Annotated in this window: 13 protein-coding genes and 1 pseudogene; 5 read left to right on the forward strand and 9 right to left on the reverse strand. The window is 61.0% G+C overall.

Annotated elements, in window-relative coordinates:
• Positions 1-87: 87 nt before the first annotated feature.
• A complete protein-coding gene (amaB, locus tag AB4N82_RS07130; RefSeq protein WP_095186059.1) occupies positions 88-1,578 on the reverse strand; it encodes an L-piperidine-6-carboxylate dehydrogenase in 1,491 nt (496 codons plus the stop codon).
• A 154-nt stretch (positions 1,579-1,732) separates the two neighbouring features.
• Between amaB and AB4N82_RS07135 the strand changes: the two genes are divergently transcribed.
• The 3 genes from AB4N82_RS07135 to nadE all read left to right on the forward strand — a co-directional run bounded on the left by AB4N82_RS07135 (position 1,733) and on the right by nadE (position 4,874).
• Complete coding sequence (locus AB4N82_RS07135) at positions 1,733-2,623, forward strand: LysR family transcriptional regulator (protein ID WP_032890523.1); 891 nt, start codon at positions 1,733-1,735, stop codon at positions 2,621-2,623.
• Positions 2,624-2,828: 205 nt separating this feature from the next.
• Complete coding sequence (pncB, locus tag AB4N82_RS07140; protein ID WP_122764188.1) at positions 2,829-4,043, forward strand: nicotinate phosphoribosyltransferase; 1,215 nt, start codon at positions 2,829-2,831, stop codon at positions 4,041-4,043.
• A gap of 3 nt (positions 4,044-4,046) precedes the next feature.
• Positions 4,047-4,874, forward strand: coding sequence for an ammonia-dependent NAD(+) synthetase (nadE, locus tag AB4N82_RS07145; protein WP_032890520.1), 828 nt, complete (start codon positions 4,047-4,049; stop codon positions 4,872-4,874).
• 135 nt (positions 4,875-5,009) lie between these two features.
• Here the strand turns inward: nadE and azu are convergent, their stop codons facing one another.
• On the reverse strand, positions 5,010-5,456 hold the full coding sequence (azu, locus tag AB4N82_RS07150) for an azurin (protein WP_032890518.1): 447 nt from the start codon (positions 5,454-5,456) through the stop codon (positions 5,010-5,012).
• A 332-nt stretch (positions 5,457-5,788) separates the two neighbouring features.
• Here azu and AB4N82_RS07155 point away from each other — a divergent pair, with 332 nt between their 5' ends.
• Complete coding sequence (locus AB4N82_RS07155; RefSeq protein ID WP_032890516.1) at positions 5,789-5,971, forward strand: hypothetical protein; 183 nt, start codon at positions 5,789-5,791, stop codon at positions 5,969-5,971.
• Positions 5,972-6,018: 47 nt separating this feature from the next.
• Here the strand turns inward: AB4N82_RS07155 and AB4N82_RS07160 are convergent.
• From AB4N82_RS07160 to AB4N82_RS07185, 6 genes and pseudogenes are all read right to left on the reverse strand, one after another.
• Positions 6,019-6,908: pseudogene (locus tag AB4N82_RS07160) on the reverse strand (transglutaminase family protein).
• Positions 6,908-9,394 (reverse strand): circularly permuted type 2 ATP-grasp protein, encoded by a 2,487-nt coding sequence (locus tag AB4N82_RS07165; RefSeq protein WP_122764189.1) that lies wholly within the window; start codon positions 9,392-9,394, stop codon positions 6,908-6,910. The pseudogene AB4N82_RS07160 and the gene AB4N82_RS07165 overlap by 1 nt, the downstream one beginning before the upstream one ends.
• 148 nt (positions 9,395-9,542) lie before the next feature.
• A complete protein-coding gene (locus AB4N82_RS07170) occupies positions 9,543-12,833 on the reverse strand; it encodes a transglutaminase family protein (protein ID WP_122764190.1) in 3,291 nt (1,096 codons plus the stop codon).
• Between the two features lie 187 nt (positions 12,834-13,020).
• Positions 13,021-13,470 (reverse strand): hypothetical protein, encoded by a 450-nt coding sequence (locus tag AB4N82_RS07175; RefSeq protein ID WP_095186062.1) that lies wholly within the window; start codon positions 13,468-13,470, stop codon positions 13,021-13,023.
• Positions 13,467-14,399 carry an NAD synthetase gene (locus AB4N82_RS07180; protein ID WP_032890506.1) on the reverse strand — a complete coding sequence of 311 codons (933 nt, stop codon included), beginning with the start codon at positions 14,397-14,399 and terminating at the stop codon, positions 13,467-13,469. The genes AB4N82_RS07175 and AB4N82_RS07180 overlap by 4 nt, the downstream gene beginning before the upstream one ends.
• Positions 14,400-14,608: 209 nt before the next feature.
• On the reverse strand, positions 14,609-16,912 hold the full coding sequence (locus AB4N82_RS07185) for a YgiQ family radical SAM protein (protein WP_032890504.1): 2,304 nt from the start codon (positions 16,910-16,912) through the stop codon (positions 14,609-14,611).
• 218 nt (positions 16,913-17,130) lie between these two features.
• Between AB4N82_RS07185 and AB4N82_RS07190 the strand changes: the two genes are divergently transcribed.
• Entirely contained in the window at positions 17,131-21,126 is a 3,996-nt protein-coding gene (locus AB4N82_RS07190; RefSeq protein WP_122764191.1) for a dermonecrotic toxin domain-containing protein, read from the forward strand.
• Between the two features lie 5 nt (positions 21,127-21,131).
• On the opposite strand, the gene dnaB is transcribed toward AB4N82_RS07190, so the two are convergent.
• The gene (gene dnaB / locus AB4N82_RS07195; RefSeq protein WP_003217484.1) at positions 21,132-22,526 is read right to left on the reverse strand and encodes a replicative DNA helicase; all 1,395 of its coding nucleotides are present in this window, start codon (positions 22,524-22,526) and stop codon (positions 21,132-21,134) included.
• Positions 22,527-22,542 lie beyond the last annotated feature (16 nt).

Genomic DNA, 22,542 nt, shown 5'->3' on the forward strand with positions numbered 1-22,542 from the left:
CGGTGTATCAGACAACACTTAAAACCTAATTCACCGCCATCGGGAGCAAGCCCCCTCGCACACTGACCTCACTCCGACTTGAGGAAATCAGTCGAAGGTGATGCCTTGGGCCAGCGGCAGTTCCAGCGAGTAGTTCACGGTATTGGTCTGGCGGCGCATATACCCGCGCCACGCATCCGAACCCGACTCACGACCGCCGCCGGTCTCTTTTTCACCGCCAAACGCGCCGCCAATTTCTGCGCCGCTTGGGCCGATATTGACGTTGGCAATGCCGCAGTCACTGCCGACTGCCGACATGAACTGCTCGGCTTCACGCACGTCAGTGGTGAAGATGCACGAGGACAGGCCTTGGGGCACCGCGTTGTTCAGGCGCAGGGCTTCGGCGAAGTCGGTGTAGCCGACGACATACAGAATCGGCGCGAAGGTTTCGGTGCACACCACGTCGCTTTGCTCAGGCATCTCCACAATGGCCGGCGACACGTAGTAGGCGTTGGGGAATGTGTCTTCCAACTGGCGCTTGCCGCCGAACACTTTGCCGCCTTCGCTCAGCGCTTGCTCCAGCGCGTCCTGCATGTTGTCGAAACCGTGCTTGTCGATCAGCGGGCCGATCAGGTTGCCTTCCAGCGGGTGGCCGATGCGCACTTTGGAATAGGCGGCCTTGAGGCGGGTGACGATTTCTTCCTTGACCGACTCGTGGGCAATCAGCCGGCGCAGGGTGGTGCAGCGCTGGCCGGCGGTGCCGACGGCGCTGAACAGAATGGCGCGCACGGCCATGTCCAGGTCGGCGCTTGGGCCGAGGATCATCGCGTTGTTGCCGCCCAGTTCCAGGATGCTGCGAGCGAAACGTGCGGCGACTTTCGGCGCCACTTCGCGGCCCATGCGCGTGCTGCCGGTGGCGCTGATCAACGCCACACGCGGGTCATCCACCAGCGCGGCGCCTGCATCGCGACCACCGATGATCACTTGGCTCAGATACTCAGGGGCGCCGTCGAATTTCTTCAGCACGCGCTCGAACAGCGCCTGGCAAGCCAGGGCCGTGAGCGGGGTCTTTTCCGAGGGTTTCCAGATCACGGCGTTGCCGCACACCAGGGCCAGGGCGGTGTTCCATGCCCACACGGCGACCGGGAAGTTGAAGGCGCTGATGACGCCGACCACGCCCAGCGGGTGCCAGGTTTCACGCATGTGGTGGCCTGGGCGCTCGGAAGCGATGGTCAAGCCGTACAACTGACGCGACAGACCGACCGCGAAATCGCAGATGTCGATCATTTCCTGCACTTCACCCAAGCCTTCCTGGGTGATCTTGCCCGCTTCCCAGGACACCAGTTCGCCCAGGTCGGCCTTGTATTCGCGCAGCACGTCGCCGAATTGGCGCACCAGCTCACCGCGACGCGGCGCTGGAACTTTGCGCCAGGCGTCGAATGCATGCTCGGCGCGACTGACCTGTTGCTCCACCTCGGCGGCACCTTCCCAATGCACACTGCCGATTTGGCTGCCATCAATCGGCGAATGCACGGGCTGTTTGCCCGCCTGGTACAGCGACGGGTTCACCCCGAGACGATCAAGCAATGCGGCAACCATGGGTCACTCCTTCAAACTGCAAACAGAAAATTCGCGCCGCGGCGCGCACGGCAATCCAGACCTTATTTGTAGCTGGCTCAAGACTTGCCAACAAACGACGATTAGGCGAGATATCATTCCGTTTATTCATGCAAAGCATAAAAAGAGGCACGCCGTGCTGAACAAAAGACATTTGCCCTCGATCACCGCCCTGCAGTGTTTCGAAGCAGCCACCCGCCACCTGAGCTTCACCCGCGCCGCCGAGGAGTTGAACCTCACGCAAAGCGCGGTCAGCAAACAGGTGGCGCAGTTGGAAGAGCTGCTGCAACACCTGCTGTTTCGCCGCGTGCGTCGCCGCTTGCAGATGACCCCGGCGGGCGACCTGTACCTGGTGGAAGTGCGCAAGATCCTCACGCAAGTGGAGATGTCCACCCACTACCTGCGCTCCTACGGCGGCGAGACCGAAGTGCTGCGCGTGTCCACGCCTTACACCTTCGGCGCGCGCTGGCTGGTGCCGCGCCTCAAGGGTTGGCGGTTGCGCCATCCGCAGATCCACCTGGACCTGTGCAACGAGCAGGAGCCGGACGAACTGCTGCAAGGCAAGGCCGACATGGCCTTCTACTTCGGCCAGGGCTCGCGCCCCGGCACCGAGAGCCTGAAGCTGTTCAGCGAAGAACTGGTGCCGGTGTGTGCACCGGAAAGTCTGCCCGCGAAGCCCTTCAACGACCCCACGCAACTGAGCGAACTGGTGCTGCTGCAAAACGCCTCACGACCCCAGGGCTGGCATGACTGGTTCGCCGATCAGGGGTATCACACCGAGCACAGCTACCACGGGCCGCGTTTCGACACCTTTTATATGTGCATTCGAGCGGCGCAGGTAGGCTGCGGTGTAGCGCTGCTGCCGCGGTTTCTGGTGGAAGAAGAACTGGCCGACGGCAAGTTGGTGATCCCCTGGCAGCACGCGATGCCGAGCCAGGATGCGTATTACCTGGCCTATCCCGAGCATTCGGCGGAAGTGCCCAAGGTGCGCGAGTTTGTGAAGTGGATGATGGAGCAGGTTCTTTAGTGCCTGGAATACCGCCATCGGGGCAAGCCCCCTCCCACATTTGAAACACATTCCAAGTGTGGGAGGAGGCTTGCCCCCGATGACGCCAGTGGCCTCACTGAAAAAATCACTGGCAAAACCCCACAGGTCTATGCGCCACTAGCCCCCTTCCTTAATTGTGCGTAAAGGCCGGCGCCCATCGCCGACCCGTCTGGAGATTCCCGTTATGAGCGAGAGTGTGTTTGCCGATCGCATCGTGCAGAACCTGCTCGACACCGACTTCTACAAGCTGACCATGATGCAGGCGGTGCTGCACAACTACCCCAACGTGGAAGTTGAATGGGAATTCCGTTGCCGTAACAGCGAGGACCTGCGCCCGTACCTGGCGGAGATTCGCTACCAGATCGAACGCCTCGCCGAGCTGAGCCTGAGCCCGGACCAACTGGGCTTCCTGGAACGCATCAGCTTTATGAAACCGGACTTCCTGCGCTTCCTCGGGCTATTCCGCTTCAACCTGCGTTATGTGCAGACCGGCATCGAGAACGGCGAGTTGTTTATCCGCCTGCGCGGGCCGTGGCTGCATGTGATCCTGTTTGAAGTGCCGATGCTGGCCATCGTCAGCGAAGTGCGTAACCGCTACCGCTACCAGACCGTGATCCTCGAACAGGCCCGCGAGCAGTTGTACCGCAAGTTCGATTGGCTGGCGGCGAATGCCAGCAGCGAGGAACTGTCGGAGCTGCAAGTGGCCGACTTCGGGACGCGCCGACGCTTTTCGTACCGGGTGCAGGAAGAAGTGGTCAATGTGCTCAAGCATGACTTCCCCGGGCGCTTTGTCGGCACCAGCAACGTGCACCTGGCCCGCGAGCTGGACATGAAGCCCCTGGGTACCATGGCCCACGAATGGATCATGGCCCACCAGCAACTCGGGCCACGTCTGATCGACAGCCAGATCGCCGCCCTCGATTGCTGGGTCCGCGAATACCGTGGCCTGCTGGGCATCGCCCTGACCGATTGCATCACCACCGACGCGTTCCTCGGCGACTTCGACTTGTACTTCGCCAAGCTGTTCGACGGCCTGCGCCACGATTCTGGGGACCCGGTGCAGTGGGCGGAAAAAGCCATCGCTCACTACCACAAGCTGGGTATCGAGCCGATGAGCAAAACCCTGGTGTTCTCCGACAGCCTGTCGCTGCCCAAGGCCTTGGAGATTTTCCGTGCGCTGCGCGGTCGCATTAATGTGAGCTTCGGCATCGGCACCAACCTGACCTGCGATATTCCAGGAGTGGAACCGATGAGCATCGTGCTTAAAATGACCGCCTGCAACGGCCAGCCCGTCGCCAAAATCTCCGATGAAGCGGGCAAGACCCACTGCACCGACCCGAATTTTGTCGCCTATTTGCGTCACGTTTTCAAAGTACCTGCCATTTCCAGCAAGGAGTGAATCATGCAAGCCGTACAGCGCGAGATTGCTGAACAGCTCAAGGTGCAAGCGCCGTTCAACGACCAAGCCGCCCTTGAGGCCGAGGTTGCCCGACGCGTGACCTTTATCCAGGACTGCCTGCGCAATTCCGGACTCAAAACATTGGTGCTGGGCATCAGCGGTGGCGTCGATTCCCTGACCGCCGGCCTGTTGGCCCAGCGCGCGATGCAGGAACTGCGCGCCAGCACCGGTGACGAGGCCTACCGCTTTATTGCCGTGCGCCTGCCCTATGAAACCCAGTTCGACGAAATCGACGCCCAGGCATCGGTGGACTTTATCGAGCCCGACGAGCGCCACACCGTGAACATCGGCCCGGCGGTGAAAGCCCTGGCCAGTGAAGTGGCGGCGTTTGAAGGCAAGGCGGCGGTGTCCCGTGACTTCGTGCTTGGCAACACCAAGGCGCGCATGCGGATGGTGGCGCAATACACCATCGCCGGCGCGGCCGGTGGTTTGGTGATCGGCACCGACCATGCGGCGGAAGCGGTCATGGGGTTTTTCACCAAGTTCGGTGACGGTGCATGCGATCTGGCGCCGTTGAGCGGGCTGGTAAAAAACCAGGTACGCGCGATTGCACGGCACTTTGGCGCGCCGGAGTCGTTGGTGGAGAAGGTGCCGACGGCCGACCTTGAAGACCTGTCGCCAGGTAAGCCGGATGAAGCGTCACATGGCGTGACGTATGCCGAGATCGATGCGTTCCTGCACGGTGAACCGGTGCGCGAAGAGGCGTTCAGGATTATCTGCGAGACCTATCGCAAGACTGAGCACAAGCGGGTGATGCCGTTTGCGCCGTGAGGTGAGCCAGATATTTTTGTGTTGATTGGCAGGCCGCTATCGGGAGCAAGCCCCCTCCCACATTTGATCGCATTCTCATGTTGGAACTCGGTCAAGTGTGGGAGGGGCTTGCTCCCGATAAACGATAACCCGGTCTTACTTGACGACCACAGTGCCTTTCATCATCGAGATGTGGCCTGGGAAAGAGCAGAAGAACGCGTAGTCCGTACCAGCAGCCAGCTTGGAAACATCGAAAGTCACCGAATCTTTCTCGCCGGCACCGATCAGCTTGGTGTGGGCGATGATGCGGTCGTCACCCTCTTTCAGGTAGTTCTTGTCGATGCCAGCGGCCATGCCGTCAGTGGCAACCGGTTGCATGTTGGCGGCAGTGGTCAGCACCCAGTTATGGCCCATGACGTTTTTCGGCAAGCTGCCCGAGTGTTCCAGGTTCACGGTGAACGTCTTGCAGCTCTTGTCGATCACGATTTCCTTGGTGTTGAAGGACATCTGATCGGTGGAGTCGACGGTGACATTGCACTCTGCGGCAAACAACTGGCCACTGGCCAAAGTCAGCAGGGAAACAGCAACGAGTTTGGCAAACATGTGAATCTCCAAGGCAGGGTTTATAAAACGCGGATTGCGGTAAGGGTGCCTCAAGCAGGCTTGAATTCTTATGATCTGAATCAACAGATTGTATACAACTTTAGGCTATCAGACTTATTAACACAATCTACCAGCCAAAGTAGCAGTACCTGCCTATGATCGGCCCATCACCCACTGGAGTCCGAACCATGCGCCTCAATCACCTGTTCAATGGCCTGCTGGCCGCGTACGCCTGCGGTAAGTGAAGGCAAAGCGCCCCTTGAAGCTGCTACCATGTCGTCACAAGGCAGCTGCGCGCCGCCACCCTCACCTTCGACCCTAGAGGATCGCCCATGGCCAAACCTAATTACTCCTTCGCCAAACGTCAGAGAGACTTGGCCAAGGAACAGAAGAAAGAGGAAAAACTGCAACGCAAGAAAGCCGCTGTCGATGAAGAAGCGGGCGCACTGAACCCGGACGCGGAAGGTGAAGTGGCAGCAGACGAGACCGAAACCCCGAAAGACCCGGCTGAATAAATTCTGTTGTGGTGAGCAGGCCCCCCCTGTCTCACCACACTCCACCGTTATTCCAGCGGCATCACCGTCACCCGCACCTCCGGGTCATGGTTCCCTCCCCCAGAATTACCCCACGCAACGGCGACACATCGGAAAAGTCCCTGCCCCAGGCCAAGGTGATGTGCTCCAGTGCCGGCTGCACATTGTTCGTCGGATCAAAATCTACCCAGCCTGACACCGGGCAAAACACTGATACCCACGCGTGGGACGCATCAGCACCGATCAGCCGTGGCTGGCCGGGCGGTGGCTGGGTGAGCAGGTAGCCGCTGATATACCGCGCAGCCAAGCCCCGCGAACGCAGGCAGGCGAGCATCAGGTGGGCGAAGTCCTGACACACGCCACGGCGGCGTTCCAGCACTTCCACCAGCGGTGTGGCGACTTGGGTCGCTTCGGCATCGAAGGTGAATTCACTGAAAATCTTTTCCATCAGCGCCTGCACGCCCAACAACAAGGGTTCGCCAGGGGGAAAACAACTTTCGGAGAACTCGACGAAGGTTTTTTTCAGGTGCACGTAGGGTGATTCAAAGCGATACCGACAGGCTTCGATTCGCTCAGGGGTCATCGGCTGGCTGCTGTAGGTCAGACTGTCACGGGTCTGATCCCAGGCCGGCGACTGCCGAAAATCCAGTACAGGCCGCGCCAGCACCTCCACGGTCAGCCCAGCGTTGACCAGCAATTCATCGTGAGGCCGCTCGAACGCCAGGCGGGTGATCGGGTTGCCGTATACATCCAGCTCATCGCGGCGCGAGGTCGGCTCCGGGCTGATATCCAGTTGTTGCGACGTGCAGCGTTGCCAGGCACAGGGTCGTGGCCATAAGTGCGCCAACTGCTGGGCCAGGGACACCGGGCTGTCGTAGTGGTAGTGGGTATCGTGGAAAATCTGATAGCGCGCGCTCATTACACCGACACCGTTTGCTGGCTGACATCATCCACATGGGCAAAATGGCGCAACGCGAGGCGATCCGACACTTGCCCGCTTTCATCGGCCACCGCTTGCAGCAGATCGGCCAGACCGTCCAACGCAGCACGTACGCTGGACTCGCCAAACAGCGGGTTCTCCAGGCAACTCAAGTCGAAACGCGCCAGGCGCTCCACCAAGGGCGCCAGGCCCGTTTCCCGTGGCACACCAAAATCATCATTAAGGCGACGCAAAGTGCGACTGACCAATTTGAGCTGGAACAGCACGGCATGGGGGTTCTGCTCATCGAGCAGCAACAGGTCGAGCACCGGAATCAACTGTGGCACCGCCAAGTAGCGCGAGCGGTATGTGATGCTGCTGTTGCCCAACTCCAGCAACCACTCCAGCCCCGCCTGATCGAACACCGCGACGCCACGCAGGAACGCCGCCAGGCTGCTGCTTAAGAATTGCAGGCGTTCTATGCGCCGGCCCATCATCAGGAAACGCCAGCCTTCGTCGCGGGTCATGTCGTCCAGGGCAAACCCGGACAGCGCCGCCAAAGACATCACCAGGCGGTTGAGAAAATCCAGCAACTCGCCAAAGTCCGGCGCTTCACTTTCCAGCTCCATGGCTTCACGTTGCAACTCCACCAAGGCCTGCCAGTTCTCGCGGGACAACTTGCCACGCACCTGGGACGCCGCCCACTGCAAGCGTTGCAGGTTGGCGCGCAGGCTCGATGGCCAGTCATCGCCGAGCAACGCTGCGAGCAGACGCTCCGGCAGTTCGCCCTCTTCCGGCAGCAGGCGCAGGTTTTCGCCCAGCTCCACCGCCGCCTGCAACGCCAAGGGATCGTCGCCGTCGACATAACGCGCCAGCACGATTCGCAACCAGCGCGCGCTGTCATCGCAGCGCTCGCAGTAACGGCCAAACCAGAACAGGTTTTCCACCACCCGCGACGGCAGATAAGGATCGCGGCGCACCAGGTCATGGGCACCAATCGTGCGCTGGGCACGCCACTGCTCACCACCGGGGGCGCGTTCGCCGAGCACCCAGGTGTCTTTGCTCGCACCGCCGCGTTGCATCGACACCACTTCGGCATCGGCCTCAGCAGCCACACGGGTCAGGCCGCCGGGCAATACGCGATAGCCCTCGTTACTGGCCACGGCGTACACACGCATGCCGATGGCACGGTGCTGCAGGTGGTCATCCACGGTGTGCCACACCGGTGCCTGGGACAGTTGCGCCAGCTCCTGGGCGACGTAGGCGTACGGCCGCGCACGCATGCGTTCGGCCAGGGCCTCGCGCTGCTCATCGTTCAGATCGCGGCCAAACACCGGGGCGAAACTCTGCGAGGGGAACGCGGGTTTGATCAGCAGCTCCGGCAGTTTTTCCAAGGCTTCGGCGAGCACCGGTGCTTCACCGCACCACCAGGTGGCGATGGACGGCAGGATCAGTTCTTCGCCGAACAAAAACTCGTTGATTTTCGGCAGGAACCCCAGCAACCCGGGCGACTCCAGCACGCCGCTGCCCAAGGCATTGGCCACCAGCACATTGCCCTGGCGCACCGCATCCAACAAGCCCGGCACGCCGAGGGCCGAGTCGGTGCGCAGTTCAAGCGGGTCGCAGAAGTCGTCGTCCAGGCGCCGCATGATCGCGTGCACCCGGCGCAGACCGCTGAGGGTTTTGAGGAACACGGTGCTGTCGCGCACGGTGAGGTCGCCACCTTCCACCAGCGGATAGCCGAGCTGGCGCGCCAGGTAGAGATGTTCGAAGTAGCTTTCGTTGAAGCGGCCTGGGGTGAGCAGCACGATCAGCGGTGTCTGGTCATCGCCGGGCGCCTGGCGGACCAAGGTTTCCTGGAGCGTGCGGAAGAAACCGGTGAGGTGCTGCACCTGCAAGTCACGGTACAAGTCCGGGAAGGCGCGAGACACGATGGTGCGATTTTCCAACGCATAACCGGCGCCCGATGGGGCCTGGGTGCGGTCGGCCGTCACCCACCAACGACCATCCGGAGTGCGCGCCAGGTCCACCGCGTACAGATGCAGGAAAGCACCGTCGGGGGGCTGGATACCCTGGCACGGCCACAGGAAATTGTTATGCCCGAACACCAACTCCGCCGGCAGCAAGCCTTCTTTGATCAAGCGTTGCGGGCCATACAGATCAGCGAGCACGGCATTGAGCAGGCGCGCCCGCTGGGCGATACCGGCCGACAGGTGCTGCCATTCATCCGCCGCCAACACATGGGGCAGCAGGTCCAGCTCCCACGGCCGATCGGCGCCCTTGGGGTCGGCATAGACGTTGTAGGTCACGCCGTTTTCCTGGATCTGCCGCGTCAGCAGCGCCTGGCGCTGGGCCAACTGCGCGGGGGTGCTGCGTTGCAGGTGATCAAGCAAGCGCCGCCAATGGGCACGCACCGCGCCGCTGCCATCCAGCAGTTCGTGATAAGTGCCCGCGGTCAGCGGGTAACGGTCGAGCAAGTCGGACATGGAACGCTCGGCAGAGGCAAAGGGGCTCAGATTACCCTAACAAACACTGCAAATCCCTCTGTGGTTTCCAGGCTTTGTGGTGAGCGGGCTTGCCGCGCGCGAGGCATGCTCGCTCACTACATTATCTGGAGTCACAGTTGGATAGGGCTCAGTCATTTTTATTGGGGAAACGCCGCAGATCCAGGGTCATAGGGAATTCGTCATTGATCACAACACTCGGTACGGTGAGCTTCCCAGGCGTGTGGCCGAGACGGAAAAACCGCGCCATGCGCCGGCTCTCAGCCTCATTGGCGTTCACCGGTAAGCTGTCGTAATTGCGTCCACCCGGATGCGCGACGTGGTACTGGCAACCGCCCAACGAGCGTTGCATCCAAGTGTCCAGTAGGTCGAACACCAGCGGCGCATGGACCGGGATGGTCGGTTGCAAACAGTTGGCCGGTTGCCAGGCGCGGTAACGCACGCCAGCGACAAACTCGCCGACTCGCCCGGTCGGTTGCAGCGGCACTGGGATGCCATTGCAGGTCAATAGGTAGCGTTGCGGTGGCAACCCGCTCAACTTCACTTGCAGGCGCTCCAGGGACGAATCCACATAGCGTACCGTGCCGCCCACCGCGCCCTCTTCGCCCAGTACATGCCAAGGTTCCAGGGCCTGGCGCAGTTCCAGTTCGATACCGCTGACGGCATAGTCGCCGACCTTGGGGAAACGGAACCCCAAATGCGCGGCGAACCATTCGGCACGCAGTGGGTAGCCGGCGGCGTTGAGTTCGACGATCACGTCGGCGAAGTCCTGCTCAATAAAGTGCGGCAGCAAAAAGCGGTCATGCAACTCGGTGCCCCAGCGCGCCAGTTTCGGCGGTGCGTAAGGCTCACGCCAGAACCGCGCCACCAGCGCCCGCAGCAGCAGTTGCTGAGTCAAACTCATGCGCGCGTGGGGCGGCATTTCAAAGGCGCGCAGCTCCAACAGGCCCAGGCGGCCGGTGGCGCCGTCGGGCGAGTAAAGCTTGTCGACGCAGAATTCGGCGCGGTGAGTGTTGCCCGTCACGTCGATCAGCAGGTTGCGCAGCAGGCGGTCCACCAGCCAGGGCGGGCACTCCTCGCCGGGCTCGGGCATTTGCGCGAAAGCGATTTCCAGCTCATACAGCGCGTCGTTACGCGCCTCATCCACTCGCGGCGCCTGGGACGTCGGGCCGATAAACAAGCCAGAAAACAGGTAGGACAGTGACGGGTGGTTATGCCAGTAGCTGATCAGGCTGCGCAGCAAGTCGGGACGACGCAGAAACGGTGAATCCTTGGGCGTCGCGCCCCCGAGCACAAAGTGGTTACCACCACCGGTGCCAGTGTGGCGCCCGTCGATCATGAATTTTTCGGTGGTCAGGCGGGTCTGTCGCGCCTCTTCATAGAGAAACTCGGTGCGCTCGACCAACTCATCCCACGTGGCGGACGGCTGCACGTTGACCTCAATCACACCCGGATCCGGCGTCACCCGGAAGTTGCTCAGGCGCATATCGAACGGCGGTTCGTAGCCTTCCAACAGCACCGGGCAGTGCAGCTCTTCAGCAGTCGCTTCGATGGCGGCAACCAGTTCCAGGTAATCCTCGACGCGCTCCAGCGGCGGCATGAACAGGTACAGGCGCCCTTCCCGTGCTTCGGCGCACAGTGCGGTGCGGGTCAGCCAGTCAGCGGACTCGTCGACCTCGGGCACTCGCTCATCGCTCGGCGCTGCTTCGCCGTGGCTTTGCAGTTGGGCACTGGTTGGCAGTTCCGGCTGATCCTGATTAGGGTCGGTGGGGTGCACGAACGGATACTCCGCCGCCGTCACCCACGGCTGCGAGGCCAACGGCAGGCGATAGCCAAGCGGTGAATCCCCCGGTACCAGGCGGCAGTGGTTATCGCGCAGGTACCAACGCCCACTTTGCCAGCGGTCATTCGCGGCCGTACGTGCCAGCGGCAGCACCTGGCCGATGACTTTATCCAGGCCCTGGCTGAAGACTTTGCGCAGGCGTTCGCGCTCCAGGTCGTCGCTCAGGCGCGGGTCTTGGGCGGTGACGTTTTGCGGCAACGCGCCTTCGCGCCACAGGTAGTAGAAGTTGTCTTCGAAGGCCGGGAATACAAAGCGCGCCGGCAGTTTCAGGCGCTCGGCGACGCTGGCCAGGAAACGCCCGGCCAGTACGCCATCGGCGCCGTAGTCCTGTTGTTCATCGGCGATCAGCGCGCCGTTGTGCCAGATGGGCACACCGTCACGGCGCCAGTAGCAGTTAAGCGACCAACGCGGCAATTGCTCGCCGGGGTACCACTTGCCCTGGCCGAAGTGCACCAGGCCCTTGGGCGCGTAGTGCTTGCGCATGCGCTGGAACAGTTCGGCGGACAAGCGGCGCTTATCCGGCCCGAGGGCTGCGGTGTTCCACTCGGCGCCGTCGGGGTCGTCGATGGAGACGAAGGTCGGCTCGCCGCCCATGGTCAGGCGCACATCATCCTTGAGCAAGTCGCCATCGATCTGCCGGCCCAAGGCCTGGATCGCCAGCCATTGCTCTTCGGTGTAGGGCTTGGTGACCCGTGGCGCTTCCCAGATGCGCTCTACCGACATCTCGTGGGTGAATTCACACTCGCACGGTTCCACCAGCCCGCTGATCGGCGCGGCAGACGATGGATCGGGACTGCAGGCCAACGGGATATGCCCTTCACCGGCAAACAATCCGGAGGTTGCATCCAGCCCGATCCAGCCGGCGCCGGGCAAATACACCTCGCACCAGGCATGCAGGTCGGTGAAGTCCACCTCAGTGCCGGACGGGCCATCCAGGGCTTTGACGTCGGCGGTCAGCTGGATCAGATAGCCGGACACAAACCGCGCCGCCAGCCCCAGATTGCGCAGCAATTGCACCAACAACCACGCCGAGTCGCGGCAGGAGCCGGAGGCGTTTTCCAGGGTGAACTCCGGGGTTTGCACGCCAGGTTCCATGCGGATCAGGTAACCGATATCGGTGGCCAAACGCTGATTGAGCCCCACCAGGAAGTCCACGGCGGGCAGTGGCGTGCGGTCGATGCCGGCCAGGTAGGCGGCAAACTTCGGCGTCAGCGGCAGGGTTTCCAGGTACGGCGCCAGCTCGCGCTGCTCATCGGCGGCGTAGCTGAAGGGGATTTTTTCGGCGTAGGGTTCGAGAAAGAAGTCGAACGGATTAAAGACTGCCATCTCAGCGACCAGGTCAACTTCGATCCGCAGCTCATCGGTCTTTTCCGGGAATACCAGGCGCGCCAGGTAGTTGCCCTGGGGGTCTTGCTGCCAATTGATGAAGTGCTGCTCGGGCAGCACTTTGAGTGCGTAGGACAAAATCCGCGTGCGGCTATGGGCCGCCGGACGTAAGCGCACGATCTGTGGCCCGAGTTCGACGGCACGGTCGTAGCGGTAATGCGTAACGTGGTGCAACGCGACATGAATCGACACGGCGGCCTCCTGCGAGCCAGGGCATGAACACAACGCGCGCAAGACTTATGCCAGAGCGGCAGCCATTGCGCTTTATCGTAAGACCCGGTGCAGTACAGCACCAAAACGGCGCCATCGTAGGTGCCGTGGTGCGAGGGTTGCACATATTTGTGGCGAGCGTGTGCAAACAGGTGGCGAATCTACCCAGTCAGCCGCGCTTACCCTTCGCGATCACCGCCTGGCGCAGGTGGCGTATTTCGAAGAGCTTTTGGCGCATTTCACGATGGCGCTTGCTGTTGAGCAGCAATAACCCCAGCAACGGAAACAGCACGGCCGAGCCATAGACCCAGCCATTGAGGCCGTATTGAATCATCGGCAGTACGAACAATAGGCAGGCGCCCAAATACCCCGCGACGAGCCGCGTCGCCCAGGGATACCCGCGCGCAATCATGACATTGCCAAAAACCAGCACCGCCACCAGCACCAGGATGGCGCCTCCCGAATAGCTGGACTTGAGGGCAGGATCGACACCGCGCAGATACGTCACGCCGGCCATGGACACCGCAGCCGAACCGGAGAAGATCGCCATGAAAATAGTGCCCATGAACACCGGGAAATATCGGGCCAGGAATCCGCCCATATCGGGAAAGCCGTTCATTCCGTCAGATCCTCGTACAGGCCGATAGCAATAGTTTCGGCCGTGCCCACGTGGCCGGTTCGATGGCTGCCCCAGATCCCCAACAGCCCCCCGATGGCATCCTTGAGCTGAGTCAGCGTGGCATGCCGGATTTCGGTGGAGCTGTAGCTCTTGGTCAACGTGCCGGCGCGCTGCTGCAATTTAAGCAACTTGGGGGTCAGGCTGGGGTCTTTCAGGCTCAGCAGTTCTTTGGTCAGCTTCTTGCGTTCCTGGCGGCTCAGGCCCTTGAGCAACTCGTACCAACTTTTGCCCAACGCAGCTGCTTTGTTGGCCTTGAGCAACCGAATCGTGGTCAAGGCACCTGTTCCGATACCCACCAACGAAGCCGCATCGAGAAGGGGGGAAACGGCGCCGTACCATGCGGCGTCATCCATGCGGTCGTTGGCATCCGGATCAAGCACCTCGTTATAAGTGCGCGCCACGCCAAACCCGCATTGAGCGCTGCTGGCCAATGCCGCCGTGATGCCAATGCCGACCACAAACGCGCTGGCACCGGCGGTGAACGGCACCGCGACGCTGCCGCTGAATACCACGATCCAACCGATCACCGCGGCGCTACAGGAAAGGCCCATGTCAAACGCTTCCTTCTGGAGGCGCCCTTCCCGGGGATCGGTCTTCACCTGCTCCACAAACTGTGCGGGCGAGATGTACTTCTGCGCCTCGCGCAAGATGATGCGCTTGGGTTTGATGCTGCAGATCGGCTTGAATTCGCGCAGGGTGATGACGTTGAAGTCGGCGTCGATGTACACAACGCCCGCGCCGACGATGCCGGGGTCGGCGTCGATGGCAGCGAACAGGCGCGGTAGGTTGATCTGGCTTTCGATGCGCTGGCGCGCCATGAACTGCGAACGGTTGAAGTCCATGCCGATGCCGGCCAGGGGGTTGCCCATGGGGTGTTCTTCCTTGAAGGGGTGGAGACCGAACTGACGCTATCGGGGGCAAGCCCCTCCCACATGTGATGTGTGAATACATTCAAAAAGTGGGAGGGGGCTTGCCCCCGATAGAGATTTAATGGGCGCCACCTTAACAAACAGACTCCCCACCGCCTAGAAAGCAAAACGCCAGCACGAGGCTGGCGTTTTACATAGTCAAGCGGCGATCAACGCGGCACAACCGGCTTACGCGCGGGCTTGCCGCCCTTGCCCTTGGCCGCATCGCTGCGCTCTTTGGCCGCCTGTTTGTTACGTGCCTGGGCCGCGGCCTTGGCTTGCTCACGCTTGTCCCACGGGTTGCTGCCATCGCTGCCACGAGGCGGCAGGCCAGTATGCTGGGTGAGGATCTTGGTGGTGGTTTCCTTGGCGACCTTGTGGCTGCCGACCGGCGTCGAATTCTTGCGACGGGCGCTCTGGTAGCTGTCGGTGCTCGGCTGGTGCAGCGGGATCAGTTGGTCCTTGCCCGGCCCGATCAGGTCTGCACGGCCCATGCGGGTCAACGCTTCACGCAGCATCGGCCAGCCTTTCGGGTCGTGATAGCGAAGGAATGCCTTGTGCAGACGGCGCTGCTCCTCGCTCTTGACGATGGTCACCGCGTCGCTCTTGTAGGTGACCTTGCGCAGCGGGTTCTTGCCCGAATGGTACATCGCGGTGGCAGTGGCCATCGGCGACGGGTAGAACGCCTGCACCTGGTCGGCGCGGAAGCCGTTGCCCTTGAGCCACAGGGCCAGGTTCATCATGTCTTCATCGGTGGTGCCTGGGTGGGCGGCGATGAAGTACGGGATCAGGTACTGCTCCTTGCCCGCTTCCTTGGTGTACTTCTCGAACATGCGCTTGAACTTGTCATAGCTGCCGATGCCCGGTTTCATCATCTGGTTGAGCGGACCTTCCTCGGTGTGTTCCGGGGCGATCTTGAGGTAGCCACCGACGTGGTGCGTTACCAACTCTTTCACATATTCCGGCGACTCGACCGCGAGGTCGTAGCGCAGGCCGGAAGCGATCAAAATCTTCTTCACACCCGGCAAGGCTCGGGCGCTGCGATACAGCTGGATCAACGACGAATGGTCGGTGTTCAGGTTCGGGCAGATACCAGGGAACACGCACGACGGCTTGCGGCACGCGGATTCGATTTCCGGGCTCTTGCAGGCGATGCGGTACATGTTCGCGGTCGGGCCGCCAAGGTCGGAGATCACGCCGGTAAAACCAGGCACCTTGTCGCGGATCTCTTCGATCTCGCGGATGATCGACTCTTCGGAACGGTTCTGGATGATGCGGCCTTCGTGCTCGGTGATTGAGCAGAAGGTGCAGCCGCCGAAGCAGCCACGCATGATGTTCACCGAGAAGCGGATCATGTCGTAGGCCGGGATTTTTTCCTTGCCATACGCCGGGTGCGGGACGCGTGCGTACGGCATGCCGAACACGTAGTCCATTTCTTCGGTGGTCATCGGGATGGGAGGCGGATTGAACCATACGTCCACTTCACCGTGCTTCTGCACCAGGGCGCGGGCGTTGCCTGGGTTGGTTTCCAGGTGCAACACGCGGTTAGCGTGGGCATAGAGCACCGCGTCACCACGGACTTTTTCCACCGATGGCAGGCGGATCACGGTCTTGTCGCGGGTCATGCGCGGGCTGGCCAGGATCTGCACGACCTTGGCTTCTTCCGGGTCATCAACCGGACCCTTTTCCTGCTCGATGGCGCAGGCCTGGGTGTCCTGGGTGTTGACGTACGGGTTGATGATCTTGTCGACCTTGCCCGGACGGTCGATGCGGGTGGAGTCCACCTCGTACCAGCCTTCGGGCGTGTCACGGCGAATGAACGCGGTGCCGCGCACATCGGTTATGTCTTCGATCTTGTGACCCCACGACAGGCGCTGGGCGACTTCGACGATGGCCCGCTCGGCGTTGCCGTACAGCAGGATATCGGCGGTGGCGTCGATCAGGATCGAGTTGCGCACACGGTCCTGCCAGTAGTCGTAGTGGGCGATGCGGCGCAGGGAGGCTTCGATGCCGCCGAGTACGATCGGCACGTTCTTGTACGCTTCCTTGCAACGCTGGCTGTACACCAGGCTCGCACGGTCCGGGCGTTTGCCGGCCATGCCGCCTGGAGTGTAGGCGTCGTCGGAACGGATTTTCTTGTCCGCGGTGTAGCGGTTGATCATCGAGTCCATGTTGCCGGCCGCGACGCCGAAGAACAGGTTCGGCTCGCCGAGCTTCATGAAGTCGTCTTTGGACTGCCAGTTCGGCTGGGCAATGATCCCGACGCGGAAGCCTTGGGACTCCAGCAGCCGGCCGATGATGGCCATGCCGAACGACGGGTGATCCACGTAGGCATCACCAGTGACAATGATGATGTCGCAGGAATCCCAGCCAAGCTGATCCATCTCCTCCCTGCTCATGGGCAGGAATGGCGCAGGACCGAAACATTCGGCCCAGTACTTGGGATAGTCAAATAACGGCTTGGCTGTTTGCATGACGGTGACCGGTGTTGAGATGAAAAATCGCGGGCGCGGAATATAGCACAAATTTTGACCAATTCCGACGGTAATGGTCGGCTTTTAAACCGGCGATCTGCCGCTTCCGTATTCACCCCAGTTAATCAAGCACATACGGGGCTATTCCACTAACTCATCGGCAAAAACATCCTCGATAGGCTGGTTTCAATCAACCACAGCCCCTGGTGGCCCAGCCCATGAATACACGCCCCACCCCACCACCACGCCGCCCTCTCCTGACGGCACATCACGCGATGATAGGGCCTCAGTTGCCGTCCTGGCTGCGTCAGGCACCCGCCTCGCAGCTCAAGGATTTTCGCGACTGCCTGATCAACAGCAACCTGGCCCGGCACGACCTCAAAGCGCTGCTGGGCGAGATCCAAAGCCCTGAAGACTTTGCCCGCCCCCGCTTGCGCGCGGCACTGACTGCGCAGTTTTTCACGCTGATTGCCGACGAAAACGCGATCCTAGTGCGCGAATGGAAAAACCATCACCTGCTCGGGCTGATAAAAACCCATGCCAGAACCACTCGGCAGACGCTGCTAGAGGCGGCCCTGCAGAACTTCGAAGCCTCTGAAGCGCAAGAAGGCGGCATGGAAACCGGCACGGCAATTTATAACGTCACGGCAACCGGCGAGGTATCCAGTTCGATCACTGGCCCGGCATTCGCCAAGTTCTGCCGCAATCTGGACCTGGGCGGCCAATACCTTGCACATATCTTCAGCGCGCTTGAGCCGTCGTCGAGCTCCGCCTCGGGGCGCACGCCGCAAGAGGTGCGAAGGGTGTTTCGCGCTCAGGTGCAGCATGCCTTTGGGGTCGCGATACATATCGCTTATATGAACCGCCGCCTCACCGCCAAGCAGCATCTGCAACTGAACAGTCTGTACCGGTCGGGGTCACCCCCGGATATGCAGTGCCATCACCTGACGATCAACGAGGTGGTATTGCCGGGCGTGCTGGTGATTGAGGCGCCAAAGATCGGCCTCCCGTTCATCCTCTACACGCCCGACGATCCAAGCGCTGCGCTACGTCCGCACGCGAGCCTAGCCGAACTCAAGCGCAAGCTGGCCGAACGGCTGCTGGATGAAAACTACCGCGCCGTCTTCGAGCGGCTGGTGCCCTTGCAGCACCAGGGCAGCCTGCTGGACGCAACGCCGGAGCAATCCGGCTCAGACAATATCGAAATGGGAGGACGGATCTACACCGAGCCGGCCCATCTGAACCTTCCTGTGGACCTCACCGCATGCAGCGCAGATGTGTTCCTGTCCATCGCCGAGCACACCATCGCGCAGATCAAGAGTGATGCCCAAACCCTCGCGGCACTCACCGCAAACGTCGACGTGCTGAGCCGGCAAAAGCGTCTGCAGGGCTATATCGATGCGGGCAAATCCCTGCTGTTCTTTGCAGCGTCGTTCATTCCGATTGTGGGCGAAGTGCTGCTGGTGGTCAGCGCCGCCCAGTTGATCGACACGATTTACGAGGGGTTCTCCGCCTGGAGCCGCGGCGACAGTGACGAGGCGCTCAACGATCTGCTGGATGTGGCGGACAATCTCGCCCTCGCCGCTGCAACCGCCGGCGCGATCAAGACCGCAGGTTTCACCGCCGGCTTGATAAAAGTCCGAGTGCGCAACAAAGGCTGGCGCCTGTGGCACTCGGACCTCACGCCGTACCGTCATCCCGACGGGCTGCCGGAACATCTGGTTGCCGACAGCCAAGGCTTGTATCAGCACGGACAACAGCAGTTCCTGAAGCTGGATGATCACGCCCACGCCGTACGCCGTACCGCTGAGGGCAAGCAATGGGAACTGGCGCACCCGACTGACCCACACGCCTATTCACCACCGCTGCTTAGCAACCAAGCGGGCGGCTGGCGCCATCTGCACGAAACGCCCGGCGAGTGGGAGGACATCAAGCTCATTAAGCGTCTGGGCCCGGATGCGACGCAGATCAGGCAAGCGACGGTGGAGCCGATCCTGTTGCTCAGCGGCGTGGATAAGGCGGCGCTGCGTCAGATCCATCAAGAGATGGTGCGCCCACCGCCATTGCTGCTAGATACCCTCAACCACTTCAATCTGGAACAAGAAATCAATGACTTCGACCTGAGTCGCGCCGAGGGCACGACGCTCAGCCCGCATTCGCCGCAGATTCAATTCCACCTCCTCACGTCACTGGCGCAATGGCCCGCCAACCGCGTGCTGAAAATTGTCGATGAACAACAGCAGGAGGTGCTGAGCCATGGCACCGGTACAGCCGAAACCCGTATAGACGCGGCGCGTTTCCGGCGTGGCGAGTTGCTGCACGCACTGCAAGAGCAACTGCCCCAAGACGAATTCAACGCGCTGCTGCCACCGGTGTATATCGACTACTTCACCAAAGTCGAAAACCTGGCGCGGACCTTGGAAGAGCAAGCCGTGGGGCAAAAGCAGCGGCTGTTTACCTTACTCACCGCGCCGAATGAAAAACTGATGTCTCCGACCGAAAAGAGCCTTCACACCGCCGCGCCGACACTCTCCAAACGCCACCTTGAAGACATGCAAGGCACACTCTCGCAATCCGAGCGCCAGCAGCTGGAGGGGCTAACAACCTTACCGAACGCACAGCGCTGGGAAGCCGAGCAATACGCCCAGACCCAACAGGCAACGCGTTTGGGTGAAAGTATTTTTCTTGAATGCCTACGCAGCCGTGAGAGCGTGCCACTTGTTCTGCACACCCTGGAGCGCATCCCTGGCTGGCCGAAGGCGCGCCTGATCGAAGTACATGACGTAAGCCACGGCGGCCCGTTGCTGGGTCGGATCGGCACCGCGGAGGTCACAGCCCGCGATGTGTTGATTCGCCAAGGCGAGCTTTACGCCCTCCACAATGACAAAAGTGCGCCCATGCCTTTGCTCGGGGCTATCGAGCGCATGCTGCCGGAGTCAGAGCGCAGCGTAATCCTGCAACGCTCAGGAGCCGATTCGCTCGAGCAGGCGCTTTATAAAACCGGCTTGTCGGTGATGAACGAAGGCCCGCCACCCATTCGCACCCGAGTCGCCTCCGCACAGACATCAAGCGCAGTCGGCTTACCCTTAGACCCCTTATTCAGCGACCCCTCGCCGCCGTTGGGCCTGACACTACGCGCAGACGGCATTCATCAAGCTCCCCCGCTGGCCAACGGCAACTATCGCTATTACATCCAGGACAACCAGAAATATTACCAAGTCAAATACGACACCATGGGATGGCGCCTGCTCGATGCCCGCAGCCGCTTTCGTGCCTATCAGCCCTACCTGCGCCAGAAAACCGAGGGCGGCTGGGAAATTGATCAGGCCAAAGGCGCATTGCTCGGCGGCAAGGACTCACCTGTACGGCTGGAGGAAGGCATGGAATCCGGTGAGGAGTTTGAGTCGGCCGAATCGGTTAGTTTGAGCAGCGACTACGAGTCAGCCGAAGAGGGCGTGGTGAGGGCGCACTATTCTGCAACCGAGCTTAGCCAAATGCGCACCCACCGCGGCTACCAGTACAGCCAGAACTACCGGCGCATCTATGACCGAGCCAACAACGGCCGATACCCGTTGCGCGACACACTGGGCCGGCCTATGCGAATCCGGCAGATACAGAGCCACGGCAAATCGTTGACCACAGAAGCCGTCTTCGCCGCCAGCGAATTGCACCCCTACATTCGGTGGCAAGGTTACGAAAATGTGGCCCGCCTGTATGAAGACAAGCTTGAGGTCACCTCCTTCACCGCAGCTCATCAGAAGTGTGCACAGGAAGCGTCGCTGATTGGCGAGGCCACAGTCGTCACCCGCCGCGCCCTGAAAAAAGGTCAAGCATTGGGCGTCTACGGTGGAGAACTCTTGCCGCTATACGTCGCCAGGGCAAGGCAGGATCCTTACCTGATGCCGATCAAAAACCTCAGGCCTACTACCCCGCACGCCGTGAATATGCAATTGGTGCTCTCGGGAGACAACGCGCTCTCAAGGATAAACACGATTTTCGAGTACGAAGGCGAATTGCCGATCCGGCAGGCGAGCGTGGGCTATAACGTTGAGGCCGCGCAATTTCGTATCCAGGCGCAAGTGGACGACAACACACAGGAACAACTGATACTCACGGGTCTGTTCGCCAGCGAGGACATAGCCGCCGGCGCCGAATTACGCTGGAACTACCAGTACGACGAATCTACCATCCGGGAGCTGTTTCCTCGCCCTTAGTACGGTTACTCATCTTCGAAGTTGTAACTGCCCGGCGCCAGGTTTTCGAAGCGGGTGTATTTGCCGATAAAGGCCAGACGCGTGGTCCCAATCGGGCCGTTACGCTGCTTACCGATGATGATTTCAGCGATGCCTTTATGCTCGGTTTCCGGGTGATACACCTCGTCCCGGTAAACGAACATGATCACGTCAGCATCCTGCTCGATCGCTCCAGACTCCCGCAAGTCGGAGTTGATCGGGCGCTTGTTCGGGCGTTGCTCCAGGGAGCGGTTGAGCTGCGACAGGGCAACCACCGGGCAGTTGAATTCTTTGGCCAGGGCTTTCAACGAGCGAGAAATCTCGGAAATTTCGTTGGTACGGCTGTCGCCGCTGGAGCCTGGGATCTGCATCAATTGCAGGTAGTCGATCATGATCAGGGCGATATCGCCGTGCTCGCGCACGAGACGTCGGGTACGCGCGCGCATTTCCGACGGGCTGATGCCCGCTGTGTCATCGATAAACAGCTTGCGGTCGTTGAGCAGGTTGACCGCCGAGGTCAGGCGCGGCCAATCATCATCTTCCAGGCGACCGGCACGCACTTTGGTCTGATCAATGCGGCCCAGGGACGACAACATACGCATGATCAGCGATTCACCTGGCATCTCCAGGGAGTAGACCAGTACCGCCTTGTCGCTGCGCAACACAGCGTTTTCCACCAGGTTCATGGCGAAAGTAGTTTTACCCATGGACGGACGGCCGGCGACGATGATCAAGTCAGCTGGCTGCAGGCCGCTGGTCATACCATCCAGATCGGTATAGCCGGTGGACAGGCCGGTGATGGCGTTGTCTGTGTTGAACAGGGTATCGATACGGTCGATGGCTTTGGTCAGCAGGTCGTTGACGCTGACCGGGCCGCCGGTTTTCGGCCGGGCCTCGGCGATCTGAAAGATCTGCCGTTCGGCTTCGTCAAGAATCTCTTCAGCGGTACGGCCTTCCGGGTTGAAGGCACTGTCGGCGATCTCGGTGGCGATACCGATCAACTGGCGCAACGTGGCCCGCGCACGAACGATCTGCGCATAGGCCTTGATGTTGGCGACCGATGGCGTGTTCTTCGCCAGCTCACCCAAGTAACCCAGGCCGCCCACTTGGGAGGTCTGGCCCTCCTTGTCCAATTGCTCGGCCAGGGTCACTACGTCGATCGGCGAGTTCTGGTCGGCCAGCTTGGCGATGGCACGGAAGATCAGGCGGTGGTCATGACGGTAGAAATCGCCATCCGAGACTTGATCCAGCACGCGTTCCCAGGCGTTGTTGTCCAGCATCAAACCACCGAGCACGGCCTGTTCGGCCTCGATGGAATGCGGCGGCACCTTCAGGGCAGCGGTTTGCAGATCGTATTGCTCAGGAGCTGAAATATCGTTCATGGCCACTTGGAATTTG

This window comes from Pseudomonas sp. H1_D04, from assembly GCF_054683855.1.